The following is a 20,142-nucleotide window of genomic DNA, read 5'->3' as shown; positions in this document are numbered from 1 at the left end:
TTATCTTGTGGGTACCACTGACTGCTTCCTAGCTGCACCAAACTTTTTCCCACACGCGAAGGCTTGCAATTCGTTCAGCGGGCCTCAACTACCGAACGATCTGATTCCACTCATGGGGAAATGAAATGTCAGGAACCCAACTCCTCCCTTCGGAGCGCACTACGCTCCCACTCCTGCCTCTGCGAGACGTAGTCGTTTTCCCGCATATGGTAATCCCGCTGTTCGTGGGCCGGCCGAAGTCGATCAAGGCGCTCGAAGTGGCGATGGAGGGCGGCAAGCACATCATGCTCGTCGCGCAAAAGACAGCCGCCAAGGACGAGCCGACTGAAAAGGATATGTACGAAGTAGGGTGTATCGCCAACATCCTGCAAATGCTGAAGCTGCCGGACGGCACCGTGAAGGTGCTCGTCGAGGGCCTGCAGCGCGCGAAGACGCTCACGATCGAAGAGCAGGAAACGCAGTTCTCGTGCGATGTCATGCCGCTCGAGCCCGACCACGCCGATAGCGCCGAAACCGAGGCGCTGCGCCGTGCGATCGTGTCGCAGTTCGATCAGTACGTGAAGCTGAACAAGAAGATCCCGCCCGAGATCCTGACCTCGCTGGCGGGCATCGACGAGGCAGGGCGCCTGGCCGATACGATCGCCGCGCATCTGCCGCTCAAGCTCGATCAGAAGCAGCATATCCTCGAGATGTTCCCGGTTGTGGAGCGCCTCGAGCACCTGCTCGCGCAGCTTGAAGCCGAAATCGACATCCTGCAGGTCGAAAAGCGCATCCGTGGCCGCGTCAAGCGCCAGATGGAGAAGAGCCAGCGCGAGTACTACCTGAACGAGCAAGTCAAGGCGATCCAGAAGGAACTCGGCGAAGGTGAAGAAGGGGCGGATCTCGAAGAGCTCGAAAAGCGCATCGAGGCGGCCCGCATGCCGAAGGAAGCCAAGAAGAAGGCCGATTCCGAACTCAAGAAGCTCAAGCTGATGTCGCCGATGTCGGCCGAGGCGACGGTCGTGCGCAACTACATCGACACGCTGATCGGCCTGCCGTGGCGCAAGAAGAGCAAGGTCAACAACGACCTGTCGAACGCCGAGCGCGTGCTCGACGAAGACCACTTCGGGCTCGAGAAGGTCAAGGAACGCATTCTCGAGTACCTCGCGGTGCAACAGCGCGTCGACAAGGTCAAGGCGCCGATCCTGTGCCTCGTCGGGCCTCCGGGCGTGGGCAAGACCTCGCTGGGTCAGTCGATTGCGCGCGCAACGAACCGCAAGTTCGTGCGCATGGCGCTGGGTGGCGTGCGTGACGAGGCCGAGATCCGTGGCCACCGCCGCACGTACATCGGTTCGATGCCGGGCAAGATCCTGCAGAGCCTCACGAAGGTCGGCGTGCGCAATCCGCTCTTCCTGCTCGACGAAGTCGACAAGATGGGCATGGATTTCCGCGGCGATCCTTCCTCGGCGCTGCTCGAGGTGCTGGACCCGGAACAGAACCACACGTTTGCCGACCACTACGTCGAGGTCGATTTCGACCTGTCGGACGTGATGTTCGTGGCGACGTCGAACTCGCTGAATATTCCGCCCCCGCTGCTCGACCGGATGGAAGTCATCCGTCTGTCGGGCTACACCGAGGACGAAAAGGTCAGCATCGCGCAGCGTTACCTGCTGCCGAAGCAGAAGAAGAACAACGGCTTGCGCGATGGCGAGGTCGAGGTCACCGAGCAGGCGATCCGCGACATCATTCGCTACTACACGCGCGAAGCCGGCGTGCGTTCGCTCGAGCGTGAAGTCTCGAAGATCTGCCGCAAGGTCGTGAAGATGCTGCTGCTGAAGAAGGCTGAAGGTGCGGTCAAGGTAGACGGCGGCAATCTCGATACGTTCCTCGGCGTGCGCAAGTACGACTTCGGCCTGGCTGCCAAGGAAAACCAGACCGGCCAGGTCACGGGGCTCGCATGGACCGAAGTCGGCGGCGATCTGCTGACGATCGAAGCGGCCGTGATGCCGGGCAAGGGCAACGTCATCCGCACGGGCTCGCTCGGCGACGTGATGAAGGAGTCCGTCGAAGCGGCACGCTCGGTGGTGCGTTCGCGCTCGCGGCGCCTCGGCGTCAAAGATGAGGCGTTCGAGAAGCAGGACATCCACATCCACGTGCCGGAAGGCGCGACGCCGAAGGACGGTCCGTCGGCCGGTATCGCGATGACGACGGCGCTCGTCTCGGTGCTGACGGGCATCCCCGTGCGCGCCGATGTGGCGATGACGGGCGAGATCACGCTGCGCGGTGAGGTATTGCCGATCGGCGGCCTCAAGGAGAAGCTGCTGGCCGCGCATCGCGGCGGCATCAAGCTCGTGCTGATCCCTGAGGAAAACGTCAAGGATCTGGCCGAGATCCCCGACAACGTCAAGAACGCGATCGAGATCGTGCCGGTCCGCTGGATCGACAAGGTCCTCGAACTCGCGCTCGAGCGTGTGCCGGAGCCGCTTGCCGAAGAAGAGCCGAAGGCTGCACCGGTGGCCGATCAGGCCAAGGATGCGACGGCCAACGAGGTCGTCAAGCACTGACCGTCTCCTGGTCAAAGCTCGACCGAAACGAAAACCCGCGGCTTGCGTTGCAGCCGCGGGTTTTTTAATGGGCGCGCAAGGCTCCGCAGGGGGGCACATCCGGCGCAACCCCGCTTGACACAAGGGTTTCGGCCACATTAAATGAGCGGGCTCAGCGTGGTGCTGTGCTTAATATCCGGCGCTTTGAAGCGCTTTCACGATTGCCCAACAATTCATTCTCGGGGGCCTGGATGAACAAGACGGAATTGATCGACCACATCGCAGAACAAGCGGATCTATCCAAAGCCGCGGCAGGGCGCGCACTCGATGCGCTGATTGGCGGCGTCAAAGGCACGCTGAAAAAGGGCGGTTCGGTGACGTTGGTCGGTTTCGGCACGTTCGTGGTCGGCAAGCGGACGGCTCGCACGGGCCGTAACCCGCGAACGGGTGCGGCGATCAAGATCAAGGCGGCGAAGGTTCCGAAATTTAAACCTGGCAAAGCGCTAAAAGATGCGTTAAACTAGCGGGCTCGCTGACTGATGATTTTTCTAGCGAACAATTGATCGGTCAGTCGTAGCAGCACGCGGACGGGTGCTTAGCTCAGTTGGTAGAGCGGCGCCCTTACAAGGCGTAGGTCGGGAGTTCGAGCCTCTCAGCACCCACCAGATTTTTCCGTTTCGCATGCTGCTCGCGCGCTTGAACCTGTTTCGGCGCAATCATCAAAGAACCCGCATCGCTGATGGCCATGCGGGTTTTTTGTTGTCCGTCGCGAATCGATCACCTCGTACCCAGTCTCGCCACCACGAACACAGGCCGTGCCAGGCGCCGCCCGCGTCATTGCTGCAGCTGCAGCATTGTTCGCACAGGGGTATCAGTGAATTCTGAATTCGACTATTTATCGGCTTGGCCGAGCCTCCTAGACTGCCCATACCAGCTGCACACAAACGTGGTTGCAGCCCCGTAACAGGAAGTGATCTGGAGGTTCAATCATGAAGTCGCTCATCAACGCTGTTGCCCTGACCGTTGCGCTTGCCGCTCCCGTTGTCACGTTCGCCCAGTCGAATCAGCCGCTGACGCGTGAGCAAGTGCGTCAAGACCTCATTCGCATGGAACAAGCCGGCTATAACCCGTCGGACTGGATGCACTATCCCGACAACGCACAGGCCGCGTTAAAGCGCATTTCCGCGCAACAGCAGGCCGCGGCACCGGCCGATACGAGCGGCTATGGGACCAGCGTCGAAGGGATGTCGCAGTCGGGACAACGTACCGAAGGCGTAGTCAGCTCTTATTCTCCGCCTATTTATCAGCATAACTAATTAATTACGCGAGGCGCCACAGCGCGAAGCGCTCCAACCCGCTGGACACCCGGTGGTCTTGCCCAGGTCATGAACGACCTGGGCTTTTTTGTGTGCGCTGTCGCCTCGCATCAGCGATGCAGGGCTCGCGCTTCGCGGTGGCGCTGCTGGTCCTGTGTCATGCGCTGCTGCGCGACGCGCAACGCTTCCTTGAGTCGTTTGCGCGTATGGGCCGTCGCGGTGCCGATCGCGAACGCCAGTGTCGGTCGTGCGTAGCGTGCATTGGCGAGCGACAAATACCGGGCGATTTCCTCGAGCACTGTCTGCGCCTCGCGCTCGTCGGCGCCCGGCAACAGCACCGCGAACTCGTCGCCGCCGATGCGTGCGGCGAGCCCCGGCCCATGCACGGCATCGCCCAGGACCTCGCCGGCGCGGCAGAGCAGCGCGTCGCCGGCAGCGGGGCCAAGATAGTCGTTCAGGTGCCGCAAATCGTCGACGTCCAGCAGGATCACACTGAGCGGGAACGGTCCTTCGCATTCGAGCCGGTGCAACTCGTCGAAGTAGAACGCGCGATTGCTCAATCGAGTAAGGGCGTCGTGCTGACTCAGATGCTCCAACTGCGCTTGTGCCTTGTCGCGTGCGGTGACGTCGGTCAACGCGAGCAACACGAGGTCCCAATGCGGTTCATGACCGGGCAGCACGGATAGCTGCAATTGCACGGACACCGGCGTGCCGTCCAGCGAGTAATGCACGGCGTCGCGCTGCTGGAACAGCCGTCCGTCCCACAGATCCAGCAACTGAGCGAGAAACGACGGCGCCACGCCATGTCCGAGCGTCTGCGGCAGGCTGGCGAGCAACGTCGCTTTATCGGGGGCGTTCAGCATGTCGAGCGTTTCGCGATTGACGTCGAGCACGACGATGTCGGCGAGGCTCTGCGCGACGAACTCGGGATGCTCAGTGACGAAAGCCCTCAGATCGGTTACGCCTTCTGCACGTAGTGCGTCGAAGCGCGCCTTGATCTGGCGAAAGTCTTCGAGCCACAGCGAGACAGGTGCGTGTTCGAACAGGCTGTACGCAAGGGCGCCGCGATCCTCTAGCCAATGCAGGGAGCGAGTGTCATCGGCGCAGTCGAGGCGGACACGGTCCGGTGCGGCGGATACCGCGGCAGGTGGCGAAGCAGCGTGTGAGTCGATCATGGCCTGACGAAGTGCGCGGGGCGGCGCAAAGCTACCCACGCCTGTTTAACGGCAGCGCGCCGGCTCGGATTTAGGCATCCGAAGCAATCGATAGTGAGGGTCGTATCGTGCTCGCGTCGCACGCTTGTCACGTGGTATGAGGCGCTACAAACACAAACGCGCCGCTCCGCCTTACGCCGAGATGAGCTGCATCGCCGCCCGCAGGTGCTCAGTGAACACGCCTACCTTCGCGCTGGCGCGCGGCAGCGCACGCAGCACGTGGATTGCCTCCTCGGTACGGAAGGGATCGTCGAAGACCTTGACGAGGGTGCCGCACGCGAGGGCATCGCTGACTACCCAGCTCGGCAGCAGTGCGAGGCCAAGCCCGCCGAGCGCCGCTTGCCGCAGCGCTTCGTAATCGTCGCAGCGCAGCACGACGCGACCCTCGTGCGCAGGCGGGGCCGGCCACCCGGCTCCGCTATGGCATTTGTCGAGCACGTCGTGGCCCGCCAGCTGGTCGAGCCCGGCGGGGCAACCGCGGCGCGTCAGGTAGGCCGGGCTCGCATAGACGCCGCGCCGCTGCGTGCCGATACGCGTGGCGTACAGCGAGCTATCCTGGAGTTCGCCGATGCGCACGACCGCATCCATACGTTCCTGCACGGGATCGGTCAGGCGCTCGGTGAAATCGAATTCGACTTGCAGCCGCGGATGCTCGGCCAGCAACGCCGGTAGCCACGGCAGGATATGGCGCCGCCCGAACGTCGGCAGGCACGCGATCCGCAACAGACCCTGCGGCTCGTCGCCGAGCGCGGCGATTTCGGCGCGCGTGTCGACGAGGGCCGCCAGAATGTCGGCCGCGCGCGGCAGCAGCGTCTCGCCGGCGTCGGTCAGCAGCAAGCCGCGCGTCGAGCGCAAAAAGAGCGGCGTGCCCAGTTCGGCTTCGAGCGTGTCGATCTGGCGCACGACCGACGACGGCGCAACGCCGCTTTGGCGTGCCACGGCCGAGAAACTGCGGGCACGGGCGACCGCAACGAACACGCTCAGGTTTTCGGCGTAACGGATCAGGTTCATTGTCGTTGCATTTTACGCAAAGCCATTTGGCATGGGCAGGCCGTTCTGCTACGCGCGCGTCATCCCTATGATGCGGGCATCGTTCTGAATGAAAAGGAGAACCCATTGAGCGTGTCCGCCCAAGCCGACGCCCTGCGTGCGCCGAGCGTGAGCCAGACGGTATGGCTCGCTTGCGCGTGCGGCGTGGCCGTCGCAAATCTCTATTACAACCAGCCCATGCTGGCGTTGATCGGCGCGAGCTTCGGGCATGCAGGCAGCTCGCTCGGCGTGATCGCCATGTGCACACAGATCGGCTACGCGTGCGGGCTCGTGCTGTTCGGCCCACTCGGCGACCGCATGGAGCCGCGCCGGCTCATCGGCATGCTCGTCCTCGCCAATATCGCGAGCCTGCTGTTGTGCGCGAGTGCGCCGAACTTTGCCGTGTTGCTGGCAGCCAGCGTCGCGATCGGGCTCACCGCCATCACGGCGCAAATCATCATCCCGACGGTCTCGGGACTCGTGCCGGTGCAGCAGCGCGGCAAGGCCGTCGGCAGCCTCATGAGCGGGCTGTTCGCAGGGCAGCTGTTCGCACGGCTCGTTGCGGGCATCGTCGGCGCGCATGCGGGGTGGCGCCCCATGTACGGACTGGCCGTCGCACTCGAGGTGATACTGCTGCTGATCGTGCGCGCGACGTTGCCGGCGACGCAGCCTCACATGGCACACCAGGCTGGGCCCGAGACGTTGCCCTATGGCCAGCTGATCCGTTCGATGGCCCGGCTGGTGCGCAACGAACCGCTGCTGCGCGAGGCCTGCGCGTCGGGTTTTCTGCTGTTCGCGGCGTTCAGTGCGTTGTGGGGCTCGCTCGCCTTTCTGCTCGCCCGACCACCATATCGCTACGGCAGTGACGTGGCCGGTCTGTTCGGCCTCTTCAGTCTGCTCGGCATGCTGGCCTCGCCCACGATCGGCAAGTGGACGGATCGCTATGGCGGGCGCCGCGTCGTTGCAGCGGGCGCGCTTGCCGTGGCGTGCGCATTCGCCCTGATCGCCGGGGCGGCGTTTCATCTCGCGTGGCTGCTGGCCGGCATCGTCGTGCTCGATTTTGGTAGTCGCGCGTCGCTGGTCGCCAATCAGTCGCGCCTGCTGACGATTGCTTCGGCCGCACGCAGTCGGCTCAACACGGTGTTCATGAGCTGCTATTTCGCGGGTGGGGCCTGTGGTTCGTCGCTGGGCGCGGTAGCGGCGGGCCGCTACGGCTGGCAGGGGCTCGCCGGCGTCGGCGTGGCCGCGGCGTGTGGGGCGCTCGTTGTGCTCGGAATCGGCGCGCAGCGGGTCATGCGGCGACGCCTTGAGGCGGATCAACACGTGGCAGGCGAATTGCGCTGAAATGGATGGGTCGATCAGCGACGGAGGGCAATCATGCGCGCCATGGTGTTCGACGGACGCTCGGCGGTCCTGACCGAGCGCGAATTGCCCGATCCTGCGCCGGCTCCAGGGCAGATTCTCATCGACGTGCACGCCTGCGGCGTGTGCCGCACCGATCTGCATGTCGTCGATGGCGAGCTCGCGCATCCGAAGGTGCCGCTCGTGCCGGGACACGAGATCGTCGGCACCGTCGCGGCGCTTGGCGAAGGGGTGAGCGGCTTCGTGCGCGGTGAGCGCGTGGGCGTGCCGTGGCTCGGTCATACCTGCGGCCATTGCCGCTTCTGCGCGAGCGGGCACGAAAATCTCTGCGACGCGCCGGGTTTCACCGGCTATACGATCGACGGCGGCTACGGCGAACGCACGGTAGCCGACGCCCGTTACTGCCTGCCTTTGCCGACGCGCTACAGCGACGTCCAGGCGGCGCCGCTGCTATGTGCCGGGCTCATCGGCCTGCGTACGCTCGTCATGGCCGGCGACGCCGAGCGCATCGGCCTTTACGGGTTCGGCGCCGCGGCGCACATCGTCGCGCAGATCGCGCTCCATCAAGGGCGCACGGTCTATGCTTTCACGCGTCCTGGCGATACGTCCGCGCAGCAGCTCGCGCGACGTCTGGGGGCGCATTGGGCCGGCGGCAGCGACGAACCGAGCCCGGCCAGCCTCGACGCGGCGCTGATCTTCGCGCCGGTCGGCGCACTCGTGCCGACGGCGCTCGCGGCGCTGGCCAAGGGCGGTATCGTCGTCTGCGGCGGCATTCATATGAGCGACATCCCATCGTTTCCGTATGCGGCGCTGTGGGGCGAGCGGCGCATCGCGTCGGTCGCAAACCTCACGCGCAAGGATGGTCAGGCGTTCATGCGCATCGCACAGGTCGTGCCGCTCGAGATCGAAACGACGGTCTATCCGTTCACCGAGGCGAACCGCGCGCTCGGCGATCTGCGCGCGGGACGGCTCGCTGGGGCAGCCGTGCTGACGATGACGGCGTGATACACCCTCAGACGCGTTCGAGCGCTTCGATGTCGACGATCCGGATTTGCTTGCCGCGCGTCTGCACGAGGCCGTCGCGCTGGAACTTCGAGAACATGCGGCTGACCGTCTCGAGCTTCATGCCGAGGTAGTTGCCCATCTCCTCGCGCGTCATGCGCAGGTTGAATTCGTTCGGCGAGTAACCGCGCGCCTGCATGCGGCTCGACAGATTGAGCAGGAAATTGGCGACGCGCTGTTCGGCGCTCATCGTGCCGAGCAGCATCATCAGCGACGATTCGCGCACGATCTCGCCGCTCATCGTCCGCAGCACTTGCTGTTGCAACGCCTTCGATTCGGCACACATTTGCTCGAGCAGTACGTAAGGAATGATGCAAACGCTGCTGTCCTCGAGCGCGATGGCGTCGCTGCTGTGATGCTCGGTGTAGACGCCGTCGAGGCCCAGCACTTCGCCGGCCAGATGGAACCCGATGACCTGCTCGCGGCCGTCGCGATGCATGACGACGGTCTTGAACGAACCGGCGCGCACGGCGTAGATGCTCTGGAACGGGTCGTTGGTGCGATACAGCGCATCGCCGCGCTTGACGAGCCGCGTGGCGCTCACGATGGCGTCGAAACGCGTCAGGTCGGGGGCGCTGAAACCGGACGGCATGCACGCGGAGCGCATCGAACACGACGAGCAGCGCACCTGCGTACGCGACGCTTTGGCCGGCCGGGATTGGTAGGCCGCCTGTGGCGGGCTGAGTGCGCAGTGCTCGTCTGCGCAGTCGGTTTCCGTGAACATGAGGGGCCTCCGCTTATTGGTGGCGCCGCCAAACACGCGTCGCTCGTTGACTGTCTGTGCTTTGAAGTATCGATGTTGATGTCGTCCACGCCTATCGGCGAGGGTTGAAGTTGGGGTAGGGCTTAGCGAAGGTTTGTCAGGTTTGTCCTACAAGGCACATAGGCGGTTACTTAATCGACGGCTCGAGCGGCGGGCATCGAACAGCCCACTGCCTTGACGCCCGTCAACACGGCCCGCCCACGCGCGTTGCACACTCGGTGAAAGCGGCATCTATGCAACGGGCGCGTGGCCCGGGAGGTTTCTCATGTACAAGCGGATTCTCGCGGCGGTGGACGGCAGCCGCGGAGCGCGTCTTGCGCTCGACGAGGCGGTGAAGATCGCCCAGGCGTCCAAGGCGGAGGTCTTCGCGGTGTGCGTCGTCGAGCACGTGGCGCAGCTCGTCGACGTTGGGGCGGTCTATGCGCCTGGCGGAGGCGCCGATGCGGCCGCGGTCGACGCGGCGACAGAGGCGCTCGAGGAGGCCAAGGCATGCTTCGCGGCGTCCGGCGTGGCCGGCACGACGCGCGCGGTCGATGCTTACGGCGAACCGGTTGCGTCGGTCCTCGCGCGCGTGGCCGACGAATACGAGCCCGATCTGATCGTGATGGGCACGCATGGCCGTCACGGTGTGCGGCGCGTGCTGCTCGGCAGTGTGGCCGAGTCGCTGCTGCGCGCGACGTCGATTCCGGTGCTGCTCGTGCGTCACCAGGCGGGCGAAGAGGCGGGCAAGGGCGGCGGTAGCGGCCACTGACGCAGCCGCCTTGATCCGCGGCTCGGCGGCAATGCCGCGGATCAGTTGGCTACGTATTCGTATTGGCAACCTGACTGCGTCTTTCGGCCAGCGCGCGCCAGAAGCGCCCGAGCGCCGGATGGATCTGCTCGCGCCAGCGCGGGCCCGTGAACAGGTCATAGTGATCGCATTGCGCGACCGTCATGCGCGTGCGCAGCGCATCGGGGATGCCGCTGCACAGCGCGTGCGCGGCATGGGTCTGGCCCGCGCCCGTGATGTCGTCGTGATCGCCCTCGACCGTGCAAAGCGCTGTCTCGGTCAGCACTTGCGGCTGCACGCGGCGGCCGGCTACGAGCCACGTGCCGCGCGCGAGCCGCTGTTCCTGGAAGATCACGCGCAACGTGTCGAGAAAGTAGGTCTCGTCCATGTCGAGCACGGCCGAGTACTCGTTCAAGGCGCGTTGGCTCGCATCGCGCTCGGCATCGTCGCCGGCTACGCGACTCTTCCAATGGCGGGCCTCGAGCGCGAACTGCCGATGGGGATGCGCGGCAACGATCGCCGCGTGCTGTAGATGGCCCGGATAGATGCGGCGGCCTACACCCGCATAGCCGGCCGGCACCGTGTCGATGACCGTGTCGCGAAACCATTCGATCCGGTGGCTGACGGCCAGTCGATCGAGCAAAGTGGGACTCAGGCGCGTGTCGATCGGGCCGCCCATCAAGGTAAGGCTCGCGGGCGCGGCGCCACCGGCGTCGGCGACGAGCGCAGCCGCTGCGAGGCTCGGCACCGTCGCCTGACATACGGCGACCACATGCAGGCCATCGCTCGCGAGCCGGCGGATGAAGCGTTCGATCGTCATGACGTACTCGTCGAGACCGAAGGTGCCGGCAGCACAGGGCACGTCGCGCGCGTTGGCCCAGTCGGTCACGTAGACGTCGGCGTCGGCCAGCAGCGTTTGAACGGTCTCGCGCAGCATCACGGCATGATGCCCGGCCAGCGGCGTGCACAGCAGGATGCCCGTGCCTGCCGCACACGAGGGGCTCTGCGGCGCGCTCACGCGCGCAAAGCGCCGTAGCGCGCAAAAGGGCGCTTGCTCCACGACCGATTCCTCGACGGCCACCTGCTCAGCGTCGATCGTGACGAAAGGAATGTCGAATGGCGGCGGCTCGGGTGTAGATTGGAAAATGCGACGCAGCCAGTCGCAGCCCGGCGGCAACATCGGGTCCTTGCTCGCGTTACTGCCCCACGCGTTCGAGGCGAGGTTTGCCCAGGTATCGATCGAGCGCAGCAGGGCACGTTGCGCTTCAAGCCAGTCGTACAGCATGCGCCTCTCCCGCGTGCGCCGCGCGCTTCACGGTGCCGCAAGCGTTGGAGGGACCGGCGCGCGGGGCGCCGGCGTCCCGGCCATGCCCGCGCGTGTCGCGTACCGTGTGCTGAGCGCACGGCGGTATCGCGCGGGCACAAGCCGATCATCCATTGTGCAATTGTGCAGAGCGCGTGTCCCCGCTGGCAACCCCGTGAAACAGGCGCGGCTCGTCAAAGGCATCGCAGGTTTTGCCGTGGTGGCGGACACCTGTTGTACTATTGGGCGTTTTTGTCCAACGTAACCGGTCACGCATGCTCGATTTCTTTCGTAACCACAAACGCCTGATGATGTTCATGCTCGTCCTCGTCATCGTGCCGGGGCTGGGTTTCGTCGGTATTCAGGGTTTTCGCGGGTTCTTTGACGAAAGCGCGAATGTCGCGAGCGTCAACGGACATAAGATTGCGCGCGCCGAATTCGATAACGCCGTGCGTCAGCAACTCGATCAGGCGCGGCAGATCCTGGGCGCGCGCTACGATGCCAAGCTCTTCGATACGCCTGAGCGCCGGCACGAGCTGCTCGACAACCTGGTTCGCCAGCGCGCGCTGGCCGACGAGGTGCAGCGCGAACACCTGACAGCCTCCGACGATGCCGTGCGCCGCGCGCTGCTGGCCGACCCTGTGATCTCGTCGCTGAAGAAGCCGGACGGGTCCGTCGACGTCGAGCGCTACAAGCAGCTGCTCGCCATGCAGGGCATGACGCCCGAGCAGTACGACGAGCGCGTACGCTATGGCCTCGCGATGCAGCAGATTCCCGAGAGCATCGGCTCGAGCGCGTTCACGCCCAAGAGCCTGGCCGAGCGTCTGGCTGAGGTGGCCGAAGAGCAGCGCACCGTGCAGCCGCTCGTGCTGCATGTGAGCGATTACGCGGCCAAGGTGCAGCCGACCGATGCGCAATTGACGGCTTACTACGACGCGCACCGCAACGACTTCGCCACGCCGGCCACGGCGACGATCCAGTACCTCGTGCTGTCGCCGGCCGCGATTGCGGCGACGGTGGAGCCGACCGATGCCGATGCGAAGAAGTACTACGACGAAAACGTCGCGCATTACACGACGCAGCGCGAAGTGCGCGTGAGCCAGATCCTGATCGCCGCGCCCAAGTCGGGCAGTCCCGCCGACGATGCCAAGGCCAAGACGAAGGCCGAGCAGGTGCTGGCCGAGGTGAAGGCGCACCCCGATCAATTCGTGCAGATCGCCCAAAAGGAATCGCAGGACCCGGGCTCGGCGTCCAAGGGCGGCGACCTCGGCTACTCGACGGGCGGTGTGCTGACGGGTGACAAGTCGTTCGACGATGCGGCGTTCGCGCTGAAGAAGGATGAAGTGAGCGGCCTCGTGCGCTCGGCGTTCGGCTATCACATCATCAAGGCAACCGACGTCAAGCTGCCGGTCACGAAGCCGTTCGACGAGGTCAAGGCTCAGATCGAGAAGGACCTGAAGACGACGCTGGCGACCAAGGCTTTCAGCGACGCGGCCGAGGGCTTCACGACGACCGTCTACGAGCAGGCCAAAGCGCTGAAGCCGGCAGCCGACAAGTACAAGCTGACGATTCAGACGGCCACGGTCACGCAGCAGCCGAACCCGGCGTTGCCGCCTGACAGTCCGCTGAACAATCCGAAATTCCTGACGGCCGTCTTCGCCAACGACTCGGTCAAGGATCGCAACAACACGCAGGCCATCGACGTCGGCAACAGCACGCTGATTTCGGCGCACGTGACCGACTACAAGGCAGCGACGATTCCGTCGCTCGCGTCGATCAAGGATGCCGTACGCAACAAGTACATCGCTGAACAGTCGACCGAACTCGCACGCAAGGACGGTGAAGCGAAGCTCGCGCAACTGCAAAAGTCGAAGGCCACCGCAGGCTTCGGTGCCGAGCAGAAGGTCGCGCGTGCCGATGCGGTGGGCCTTGCGCCGGCCGCGGTCAGCGCGATCTTCAAGGCCGACCGCAGCAAGCTGCCGGCTTACGTCGGTGTCGACCTCGGGGCAGGCGGCTACGCCATCTATCGCGTCAATGCCATCGTGCAAGGCGCGCCCGTCGACGCCGCGCGCCTGACGGCCGCACAGCGGCAGATCGCGCAAATGAGCGGGCAGGCTGAAATGGAGGCCTACGACGACGCGCTGCGCGCACGCTCGAAGGTCAAGCTGTACGGCTCGGTCGACTCGTCATCTGCCGACGCGCAGTGATGCAGTAAGTGAGTCAGCCGCGGCCGATAGGCCTCGCCTGACGAAACGAAGGCCCCGCATCGATCCGATGCGGGGCCTTTGTTTTATCGATGTCTTATCGATTCAACAGCGCGATTCAACCGCGATCGGCGCGCTCAGCGTCCGGGATGACGCAACAGCGGTTGCAGGACGGGCCAGACGTTCTCGAGCAATGTCGGCTGGGCCTGTTGCGTCGGATGCATCTGATCGGCCTGGAACATCTCGGGCTTGTTCTCGATACCGGCCAGCAGGAACGGCACGAGCTTCACGTTGAGCTGCTTCGCGAGCGTGCCGTACAGCGCGTGAAACTGCTGCGTGTAGGCCGGCCCGTAGTTGGGCGGCACGTACATGCCGACGAGCACGACCTTCGCATGGCCTTGCTGCGCCTGTTCGACGATCGTGCGCAGGTTGTCTTGCGTCGTCGTGAGCGGCACGCCGCGCAGCGCGTCGTTGGCGCCGAGCTCGACGATCACGATCGAGGGCTTCAAGCGCGCCATCAGCTCGGGCAGACGGGCTCGGCCGCCGCTCGTCGTGTCGCCGCTGATGCTCGCATTGGCGACGCTATAATCGAACCGCCCATCGGCGAGGCGCCGACGCAGCAGCGCCACCCAGCCCGTATCGCGCGGCAGGCCGTATTCGGCCGAGATGCTGTCGCCGAGCACGACGATCACGGGTTTGGCCTGCTCGTTCGCACGAGCGGCAAGCGGCGCGCTGAGCGGCCAGGCCGCCATGGCGGCGACGGCCGCGGCCAGCCATGCACGACGGGCACGATGCAGGCGGTTTGTCGCCGAGCCCACTTTCAAGCGACGCTTCTTCATGCAAAAAAAACCTGATCCGATCATTGAAGTGCGGAGTTTGTGCAAGAGGGTGAAGGATGCAACCGGTGAGTTGACGATACTCGAAGGCGTCGATTTCGACATCATGCGGGGCAGCAGCGTGGCCATCGTCGGCGCATCGGGTTCAGGCAAATCGACGTTGCTCGGTTTGCTCGCGGGCTTGGACAATGCGACATCGGGCTCGGTTCGGCTATTCGGGCAAGATCTCGCGACGCTGAGCGAAGATGAGCGGGCGCGTTTGCGCAACGGCTCGATCGGCTTCGTTTTCCAATCCTTTCAGTTGATGCCGCATCTGACTGCGCTCGAGAATGTGCGGTTGCCGCTCGAGCTGCAGGGTTCGATTGCCGCACACGAGGCGATTGCGCGCTCGCGTGCGCTGCTGGAGCAGGTCGGGCTCGGCGCACGCATGGGACACTATCCGAAGCTGCTCTCAGGCGGCGAGCAGCAGCGCGTCGCGCTCGCGCGAGCATTTGCCACGCAGCCTGACATCCTGTTCGCCGACGAGCCCACGGGCAGCCTCGACGCCGCCACGGGCCACGCCATCATCGACTTGATGTTCAAGATGAATGCCGCGCATGGGGCGACGCTCGTGCTCGTGACGCATGATATCGAGCTTGCTCAGCGCTGCACGCGCAGCATCACGATCGACGCGGGGCGGGTGGTTCACGCCAATAACCACTAGCACTGGCCCTGGCACGGCGCCCCGCCTGCCGGGCCGGGGCTGCCTGCCGTGCCGTCAGCGCGAACCGAGGGCGCGGCGCGCCCGCGCGATCAGCGCCGAGGTCGACGAGTCGTGCTTGCTCGCCTCGAACGCGGGCGCAGTCAGATCGGCTTCGACCACCTTGCCGAGGATCTTGCCGAGCTCGACGCCCCATTGGTCGAACGGATTGATGTTCCACACGGCCGCCTGCACGAGCACTTTGTGCTCGTAAAGCGCGATCAATGCGCCGAGCGAACGCGCCGTCAATGCATCGAGCAACAACGTCGTGGACGGACGGTTGCCTGGGAACACCAGGTGCGGCACGAGCTCGGGCTTGTCGGGGCCTGCCACTTGGGTCGCTTCCTCCACGGTGCGGCCGAGCATCAACGCTTCGCTTTGCGCGAAGCAGTTCGCGAGCAGCTTCGGATGATGGCTGGCGAGCGGATGCTCAGGCGTGAGGACGGCGATGAAGTCGATCGGCACGATCGTCGGCCCCTGGTGCAGCATCTGGAAGAACGCGTGCTGGCCGTTGGTGCCGGGTTCGCCCCACGTCACGGCCGAGGTCGGATAGTCGACGAAGGCGCCGTCCAGGCGTGCCGACTTGCCGTTGCTTTCCATCTCGAGCTGTTGCAGATACGAGGGCAGGAAATGCAGCGCTTCCGAATACGGCGCGACGAGGTAGCTCTGCGAGTCGAAGAAGTTGCGGTACCAGATGCCGATGAGGCCCATCAATACGGGCAGATTGCGCTCGAGCGGGGCACTGCGGAAATGCTGATCCATGTCGTGCGCACCCGCGAGCAGCGCATCGAAATGCTCAGGACCGACGGCGAGCATGATCGACAGGCCCACGGCCGACCAGAGCGAGTAGCGCCCGCCGACCCAATCCCACATTTCGAACACGTTTTCTTGCGCGATGCCGAACTTCACGACTTCGGCCGGGTTCGCCGACACGCCGACGAAGTGCTTGGCGAGCGCGTTTTCGGGGCAGCCCTGTTGCACGAGCCAGTCGCGCAGCGAGCGAGCGTTCGTCATCGTCTCGAGCGTCGTGAAGGTCTTGGAGACGACGATCGCGAGCGTCTCTTCAGGATCGATGCGCTCGAGCACGCGCGCGAGGTCGGCGCCATCGACGTTCGAGACGAAGTAGCTCGAGATCTGCGGATGGGCGAGGTGCGCGAGCGCATGCACGACCATCTTCGGCCCGAGGTCCGAGCCGCCGATGCCGATGTTCACGATGTGGCGGATGCGCTTGCCCGTATAGCCGGTCCAGCTGCCGCTGCGCACGGCATCGGCGAACGCCGCCATGCGTGCGCGTTCGGCCGACACTTGCGCGTGGAACGGCGCCGCAGGGCTCGTGGCGCGCAGCGCAGTGTGCAAGGCGGCGCGTTTCTCGGTCGGGTTCACGATCTCGCCGGCGAACATCGCGTCGCGGCGTGCCTCCACGCCCGTTTCGCGCGCGAGCGCAACGAGCAGCCGCAACGTTTCGTCGGTGATGCGATTCTTCGAGAAATCGGCGACGAGGCCGCCGCCTTCGAGCGTGAATCGCTCGGCGCGGCTTTCATTGCCTTGCTCGCCGGCGAACCAGTCGCGCAAGCGCGCATCGCGGATGTCTTCGTAATGCGCACTGAGCGCGGACCAGGAGGAAAGCGATTTCGTCGTCATAGCTGTCCGTCAAACGATGGGGGCTCGCACGGGGCTCGCGTGTCGCGAGCCTGGTTGCACCGCGAGATGGAGGCAAAACTTCATGTGGCGGTGCGGTCGGTCAGTATAGCGGCGTTGCGTGCTGGCCCGCAGCATCGATTTGCATGGGGCGGGGCGGGCTCGGCTTACCCGCGATTCGGATAGGCGAGGCGATTGAGCGCCGCGCGCACGGCCGTAGCGAGCTCGCCGGCCGTCAGGCCCGCGGGGCCGGCGCCGCTGTGCGTCAGCGTGTCGGCCGCGAGCCCATGCAGATAGACGCCCGCAAGCGCTGCTTCATAAGCCGGCAGCCGCTGCGCGAGCAGCGCGCCGACGATGCCGCCCAGCACATCGCCGGTGCCGCCCGCGGCCAGTGCGGCGTTGCCGGTCGGATTGACGGCCAGTCGGCCATCGGCGGCCGCGATGACGGTACCGGCACCCTTGAGCACGACCACGCAGCCAAAGCGCTGGGCCAGCGCGCGCGCGGCCGCCAGCCGGTCGCGCTGCACCGCTGTGGCATCGCTGCCGAGCAGTCTTGCCGCTTCGAGTGGGTGCGGCGTCAGCACACAGGCATGACGGGCGGCACCACGCTTGACCAGCAGGTCGGCAAGCGCGGTGTCGTGCGCGAGCAGATTGAGCGCGTCGGCATCGACGAGCATCGGCACCTCGAGCGTCGCCGCGTTCGCGAGCACTTCGGCCGCGTGCTTGCCGCGCCCCATGCCGCAGCCGATCGCGAGCGCATTCATCGTGCCGAGCGGCAGCGTGCCGGCCGGATGCAGCATCAGTTCGGGATAAGGCGGGTCGTAAGGCGGCGCACCGGCTCCGATGAAGGCGACGTGCACCTTGCCGGCTCCGGCGTGCAGCGCTGCACGCGCCGCGAGGATGGGCGCTCCACACATGCCTGTGTCGCCGCCGACGACAGCCAGGCTGCCGAACGTCCCCTTATGCGAGGCAAACGCGCGTGCCGGGAAGGAGCGGGTGAAGAGCGCCGGCGCGTTGAGCCGGGCCAGCGCCGGATCGGCGGGCGCATCGATGCCGAGCGGGGCGATCGTGACGGCGCCTGCGAGGTCACGTCCGTGTGTCATGTAAAGACCGGGCTTGGCGCCGAGGAACGTGACCGTGTGCGTCGCGCATACGGCCGTGCCGTTGCCGACAAGGTTGCCGGTGTCGCTGTCGAGTCCGCTCGGCACGTCGAGTGCGAGTACCCGGCCGTGTGCACGCGCATGCTGGGCGATGCGCTCGGCGAGCGCGGCGAACACGCCCTCGAGCGGCCGGGCCAGTCCGATGCCGAACAGCCCATCGACAAGCCAGCCATACGCGTCGAACGAAGCGGGCGGCACATGCGAGATCGGAATGCCCGCTGCGCGTGCGGCGCCCAGCGCCCAGCGCGCATCGTCAGGCTTGACTTCGAGCGGCATGCAGACGTCGACCGGTATGCCCAGCGCGCGCAATTCGACGGCGACGACGAGCGCATCGCCTCCGTTATTGCCGGGGCCGGCCGCGAGCCAGACCGGCCGCCCCGCCGCAAGCGAGCCGTCGTGTGCCGCGAGCTCGGCGAGGCAGCGTGCCGCGGCGGCTCCGGCCCGCGCCATCAACGTATGGGCTGGCAGGTGCAAGGCGCCGTGCGCTTCGAGCGCGCGCAACTGCGCGACCGTGTAAAGCGGCAACGGCTGCTCGTGAGGCGTCACGAGCAGCGGGTGGGAAACGGCAGCGGCATCGGTCATGGCAAGCGGTAGGCGGCAACGCAACGTTCGACTGGATGAACTCTTATGAGCTTAGGCGTTGACGTCTCCGGCCGTAAGGCACGCTTGCAGGGCGTGCGTACGGCATAGCGCATGGCGGCGCTGCCGCTCACCGGGCCAGCAGCGGCGGGCTTGCCGCGCGGTGCGGGCGGCCCGCGAGCGAGCCAGGCCAATGCGCGTCAGTGTTCGAAGCGATCGGGGCGCAGGGCCGCGAGCGTATCGGGCGGCACGCTCGGCGTCACGCCGGAGACGAGATCGGCGACCACTTTAGCAGACCCGCACGCGAGCCCCCATCCGGCAGGGCCATGGCCGAAGTTGACGAACAGCCGCGGGTGCAGCGCTTGCCCGACGACGGGCAGGCCGTCCGGCGACAGCAGCTTGACGCCTTCCCACGCGTGCGCGGCCGAGATCTTCGCGGCGCCGGGGATCCAGTCGTGAGTGGCCTGAGCGAGCAATGCCGTGGCGGCTTCGGCGAGCGGCGTGGCGACGGGCTTGGCGCTCTCGCTTTCGGACTGGAGCACGGCAGCGCCGGCGATGCGCACGCGCTGGTTGGCCCGTGCCATCGTGATGCGCTTGACGGTATCGACGACGGCCAGGTGCGGCGCGCATTCCTCGTAGGCGATCGGTGCGGTCAGCGCGAACAGCCGCGCCGGATGCAGCGGCAGCCGCAGGCCGAGCCGCTCGAGCAGCGGCAGACTGCCGGCGCCTGCCGCGACGACGATCGCGTCGGCCGAGATCACGTCGACTTCACGTGCGTTCGCCCGCTCGCCTTCGCGCGGCGCGAGCTCGACGGCGGCCCGCTGGTTGTCGACGCGAATCGCCTCGACGGCGCGGCCGAACATGAACTCGACGCCGCCGAGCGTATCGAGCGTCTGTTTGACGAGTTTCGTAAAAAGAGGGCAGTTGCCGGTGCGCTCCTGCTCGAACAGCACGCCGCCGGCAAAACCAGGCTCGGCCGGCACCGAGTGCTCGATGTCGGCGCATTCCGTCGCGCTGAGCACATGGTGTTGGATTTCGAATTCGCGCAGCAACTCGAGCGCGCTTTGCACCTGCTCCCAGTCGCGATCATGACGGACGACGTGCAGTACACCGCTGCGTTGCTCGAACTCGAGCGCAAAGCGGCTCTCGATCGCCGTGCTGGCCTCGCGCGCGACGTCGACGAGCGGCTTGACGCGCCGGTAATGCTCGGCGAACGCCTCGGCGGGCTGAAGGCGGCTAAGCCGTCGTACGAAGCTGCGCACGTTCGAGTTGTACCAGCCCGGCTTGTAGACGACACCGGCCCGCGGCGCGCGCCGGTTCTTCATGAAGGTGGGGCCGAACCAGACGTCGAGCGGCGTCGGCAGCATGGCGCCGCCGTGGCCATACGTGGCGCCCTGCGCGACGGTCGCGTGGCGCTCGAGTACGCACACGCGATGACCGGCGGCGTGCAACTGGTATGCGGTGGCGACGCCGACGATTCCGCCGCCTATGACGATGACATCCATGAGTGACTGATACGTGGCTGCCGCGGCGCGCGGCCGTGCAGCGACAAACGCGGCACCGGTTGCGGGCCAGGCGGACGCAAGCGCAGGGGCGCGCAGGCGACCGGATGCCGGATGCGCGCGCCCGCGCGGGAATAACGCGCC

General features: G+C 65.8%; 16 protein-coding genes and 1 tRNA gene. 9 read left to right on the top strand and 8 right to left on the bottom strand.

Features of this window, described 5'->3' with window-relative positions; genetic code table 11:
* Window positions 1–125: 125 nt before the first annotated feature.
* From lon to D7S89_RS03665, 4 genes are all read left to right on the top strand, one after another.
* Window positions 126–2,543, top strand: coding sequence for an endopeptidase La (gene lon, locus D7S89_RS03680; protein ID WP_121275658.1), 2,418 nt, complete (start codon window positions 126–128; stop codon window positions 2,541–2,543).
* A 230-nt stretch (window positions 2,544–2,773) separates the two neighbouring features.
* Window positions 2,774–3,046, top strand: coding sequence for an HU family DNA-binding protein (locus D7S89_RS03675; RefSeq protein WP_121275656.1), 273 nt, complete (start codon window positions 2,774–2,776; stop codon window positions 3,044–3,046).
* A 65-nt stretch (window positions 3,047–3,111) separates the two neighbouring features.
* Window positions 3,112–3,187, top strand: a tRNA-Val gene (locus tag D7S89_RS03670).
* Window positions 3,188–3,511: 324 nt separating this feature from the next.
* Window positions 3,512–3,838: a DUF4148 domain-containing protein gene (locus D7S89_RS03665; RefSeq protein ID WP_121275655.1), complete on the top strand. Its 327-nt coding sequence runs from the start codon at window positions 3,512–3,514 to the stop codon at window positions 3,836–3,838.
* Between the two features lie 110 nt (window positions 3,839–3,948).
* Here the strand turns inward: D7S89_RS03665 and D7S89_RS03660 are convergent, their stop codons facing one another.
* Both D7S89_RS03660 and D7S89_RS03655 read right to left on the bottom strand, forming a co-directional pair.
* Window positions 3,949–5,013, bottom strand: a complete 1,065-nt coding sequence (locus D7S89_RS03660; protein ID WP_121275653.1) for a GGDEF domain-containing protein — start codon at window positions 5,011–5,013, stop codon at window positions 3,949–3,951.
* A gap of 171 nt (window positions 5,014–5,184) precedes the next feature.
* Window positions 5,185–6,063 carry a LysR family transcriptional regulator gene (locus tag D7S89_RS03655; protein WP_121275651.1) on the bottom strand — a complete coding sequence of 293 codons (879 nt, stop codon included), beginning with the start codon at window positions 6,061–6,063 and terminating at the stop codon, window positions 5,185–5,187.
* 111 nt (window positions 6,064–6,174) lie between these two features.
* On the opposite strand from D7S89_RS03655, the gene D7S89_RS03650 reads away from it, so the two are divergent.
* Both D7S89_RS03650 and D7S89_RS03645 read left to right on the top strand, forming a co-directional pair.
* The gene (locus D7S89_RS03650; RefSeq protein ID WP_245982686.1) at window positions 6,175–7,425 is read left to right on the top strand and encodes an MFS transporter; all 1,251 of its coding nucleotides are present in this window, start codon (window positions 6,175–6,177) and stop codon (window positions 7,423–7,425) included.
* Between the two features lie 33 nt (window positions 7,426–7,458).
* Window positions 7,459–8,448 (top strand): zinc-dependent alcohol dehydrogenase family protein, encoded by a 990-nt coding sequence (locus tag D7S89_RS03645; protein ID WP_121275650.1) that lies wholly within the window; start codon window positions 7,459–7,461, stop codon window positions 8,446–8,448.
* Between the two features lie 7 nt (window positions 8,449–8,455).
* On the opposite strand, the gene fnr is transcribed toward D7S89_RS03645, so the two are convergent.
* Complete coding sequence (fnr, locus tag D7S89_RS03640) at window positions 8,456–9,229, bottom strand: fumarate/nitrate reduction transcriptional regulator Fnr (RefSeq protein WP_121275648.1); 774 nt, start codon at window positions 9,227–9,229, stop codon at window positions 8,456–8,458.
* Window positions 9,230–9,533: 304 nt separating this feature from the next.
* On the opposite strand from fnr, the gene D7S89_RS03635 reads away from it, so the two are divergent.
* A complete protein-coding gene (locus D7S89_RS03635; protein ID WP_121275646.1) occupies window positions 9,534–10,019 on the top strand; it encodes a universal stress protein in 486 nt (161 codons plus the stop codon).
* Between the two features lie 49 nt (window positions 10,020–10,068).
* Here D7S89_RS03635 and phaZ read toward each other — a convergent pair whose 3' ends face one another.
* Entirely contained in the window at window positions 10,069–11,322 is a 1,254-nt protein-coding gene (phaZ, locus tag D7S89_RS03630) for a polyhydroxyalkanoate depolymerase (protein WP_121275644.1), read from the bottom strand.
* Between the two features lie 293 nt (window positions 11,323–11,615).
* On the opposite strand from phaZ, the gene D7S89_RS03625 reads away from it, so the two are divergent.
* A complete protein-coding gene (locus D7S89_RS03625) occupies window positions 11,616–13,547 on the top strand; it encodes a SurA N-terminal domain-containing protein (RefSeq protein ID WP_121275643.1) in 1,932 nt (643 codons plus the stop codon).
* Between the two features lie 134 nt (window positions 13,548–13,681).
* Here D7S89_RS03625 and D7S89_RS03620 read toward each other — a convergent pair whose 3' ends face one another.
* Window positions 13,682–14,383, bottom strand: a complete 702-nt coding sequence (locus D7S89_RS03620) for an arylesterase (RefSeq protein ID WP_121275641.1) — start codon at window positions 14,381–14,383, stop codon at window positions 13,682–13,684.
* Between D7S89_RS03620 and D7S89_RS03615 the strand changes: the two genes are divergently transcribed.
* Entirely contained in the window at window positions 14,382–15,083 is a 702-nt protein-coding gene (locus D7S89_RS03615) for an ABC transporter ATP-binding protein (RefSeq protein ID WP_121275639.1), read from the top strand. The genes D7S89_RS03620 and D7S89_RS03615 overlap by 2 nt on opposite strands.
* A 54-nt stretch (window positions 15,084–15,137) precedes the next feature.
* Here D7S89_RS03615 and pgi read toward each other — a convergent pair whose 3' ends face one another.
* The 3 genes from pgi to D7S89_RS03600 form a co-directional block, all read right to left on the bottom strand.
* Complete coding sequence (gene pgi / locus D7S89_RS03610) at window positions 15,138–16,760, bottom strand: glucose-6-phosphate isomerase (protein WP_121275637.1); 1,623 nt, start codon at window positions 16,758–16,760, stop codon at window positions 15,138–15,140.
* A 164-nt stretch (window positions 16,761–16,924) separates the two neighbouring features.
* Entirely contained in the window at window positions 16,925–18,499 is a 1,575-nt protein-coding gene (locus D7S89_RS03605) for an NAD(P)H-hydrate dehydratase (protein WP_121275636.1), read from the bottom strand.
* A gap of 197 nt (window positions 18,500–18,696) precedes the next feature.
* The gene (locus tag D7S89_RS03600) at window positions 18,697–20,001 is read right to left on the bottom strand and encodes an FAD-dependent oxidoreductase (RefSeq protein WP_121276067.1); all 1,305 of its coding nucleotides are present in this window, start codon (window positions 19,999–20,001) and stop codon (window positions 18,697–18,699) included.
* Window positions 20,002–20,142 lie beyond the last annotated feature (141 nt).

The organism is Trinickia fusca (assembly GCF_003628145.1).
GTDB lineage: Bacteria > Pseudomonadota > Gammaproteobacteria > Burkholderiales > Burkholderiaceae > Trinickia > Trinickia fusca.
This window is presented reverse-complemented; position numbering and strand designations above follow the sequence as displayed.

Bases quoted from the DNA above. Each gene is read 5' to 3' on its own strand.
- D7S89_RS03600 (WP_121276067.1), bottom strand. From the start codon at position 20,001: ATGGATGTCATCGTCATAGGCGGCGGAATCGTCGGCGTCGCCACCGCA.
- D7S89_RS03655 (WP_121275651.1), bottom strand. From the start codon at position 6,063: ATGAACCTGATCCGTTACGCCGAAAACCTGAGCGTGTTCGTTGCGGTC.
- D7S89_RS03625 (WP_121275643.1), top strand. From the start codon at position 11,616: ATGCTCGATTTCTTTCGTAACCACAAACGCCTGATGATGTTCATGCTC.
- phaZ (WP_121275644.1), bottom strand. From the start codon at position 11,322: ATGCTGTACGACTGGCTTGAAGCGCAACGTGCCCTGCTGCGCTCGATC.
- D7S89_RS03645 (WP_121275650.1), top strand. From the start codon at position 7,459: ATGCGCGCCATGGTGTTCGACGGACGCTCGGCGGTCCTGACCGAGCGC.
- D7S89_RS03620 (WP_121275641.1), bottom strand. From the start codon at position 14,383: ATGAAGAAGCGTCGCTTGAAAGTGGGCTCGGCGACAAACCGCCTGCAT.
- fnr (WP_121275648.1), bottom strand. From the start codon at position 9,229: ATGTTCACGGAAACCGACTGCGCAGACGAGCACTGCGCACTCAGCCCG.
- D7S89_RS03665 (WP_121275655.1), top strand. From the start codon at position 3,512: ATGAAGTCGCTCATCAACGCTGTTGCCCTGACCGTTGCGCTTGCCGCT.
- D7S89_RS03605 (WP_121275636.1), bottom strand. From the start codon at position 18,499: ATGACCGATGCCGCTGCCGTTTCCCACCCGCTGCTCGTGACGCCTCAC.
- lon (WP_121275658.1), top strand. From the start codon at position 126: ATGTCAGGAACCCAACTCCTCCCTTCGGAGCGCACTACGCTCCCACTC.
- pgi (WP_121275637.1), bottom strand. From the start codon at position 16,760: ATGACGACGAAATCGCTTTCCTCCTGGTCCGCGCTCAGTGCGCATTAC.
- D7S89_RS03615 (WP_121275639.1), top strand. From the start codon at position 14,382: ATGCAAAAAAAACCTGATCCGATCATTGAAGTGCGGAGTTTGTGCAAG.
- D7S89_RS03660 (WP_121275653.1), bottom strand. From the start codon at position 5,013: ATGATCGACTCACACGCTGCTTCGCCACCTGCCGCGGTATCCGCCGCA.
- D7S89_RS03635 (WP_121275646.1), top strand. From the start codon at position 9,534: ATGTACAAGCGGATTCTCGCGGCGGTGGACGGCAGCCGCGGAGCGCGT.
- D7S89_RS03675 (WP_121275656.1), top strand. From the start codon at position 2,774: ATGAACAAGACGGAATTGATCGACCACATCGCAGAACAAGCGGATCTA.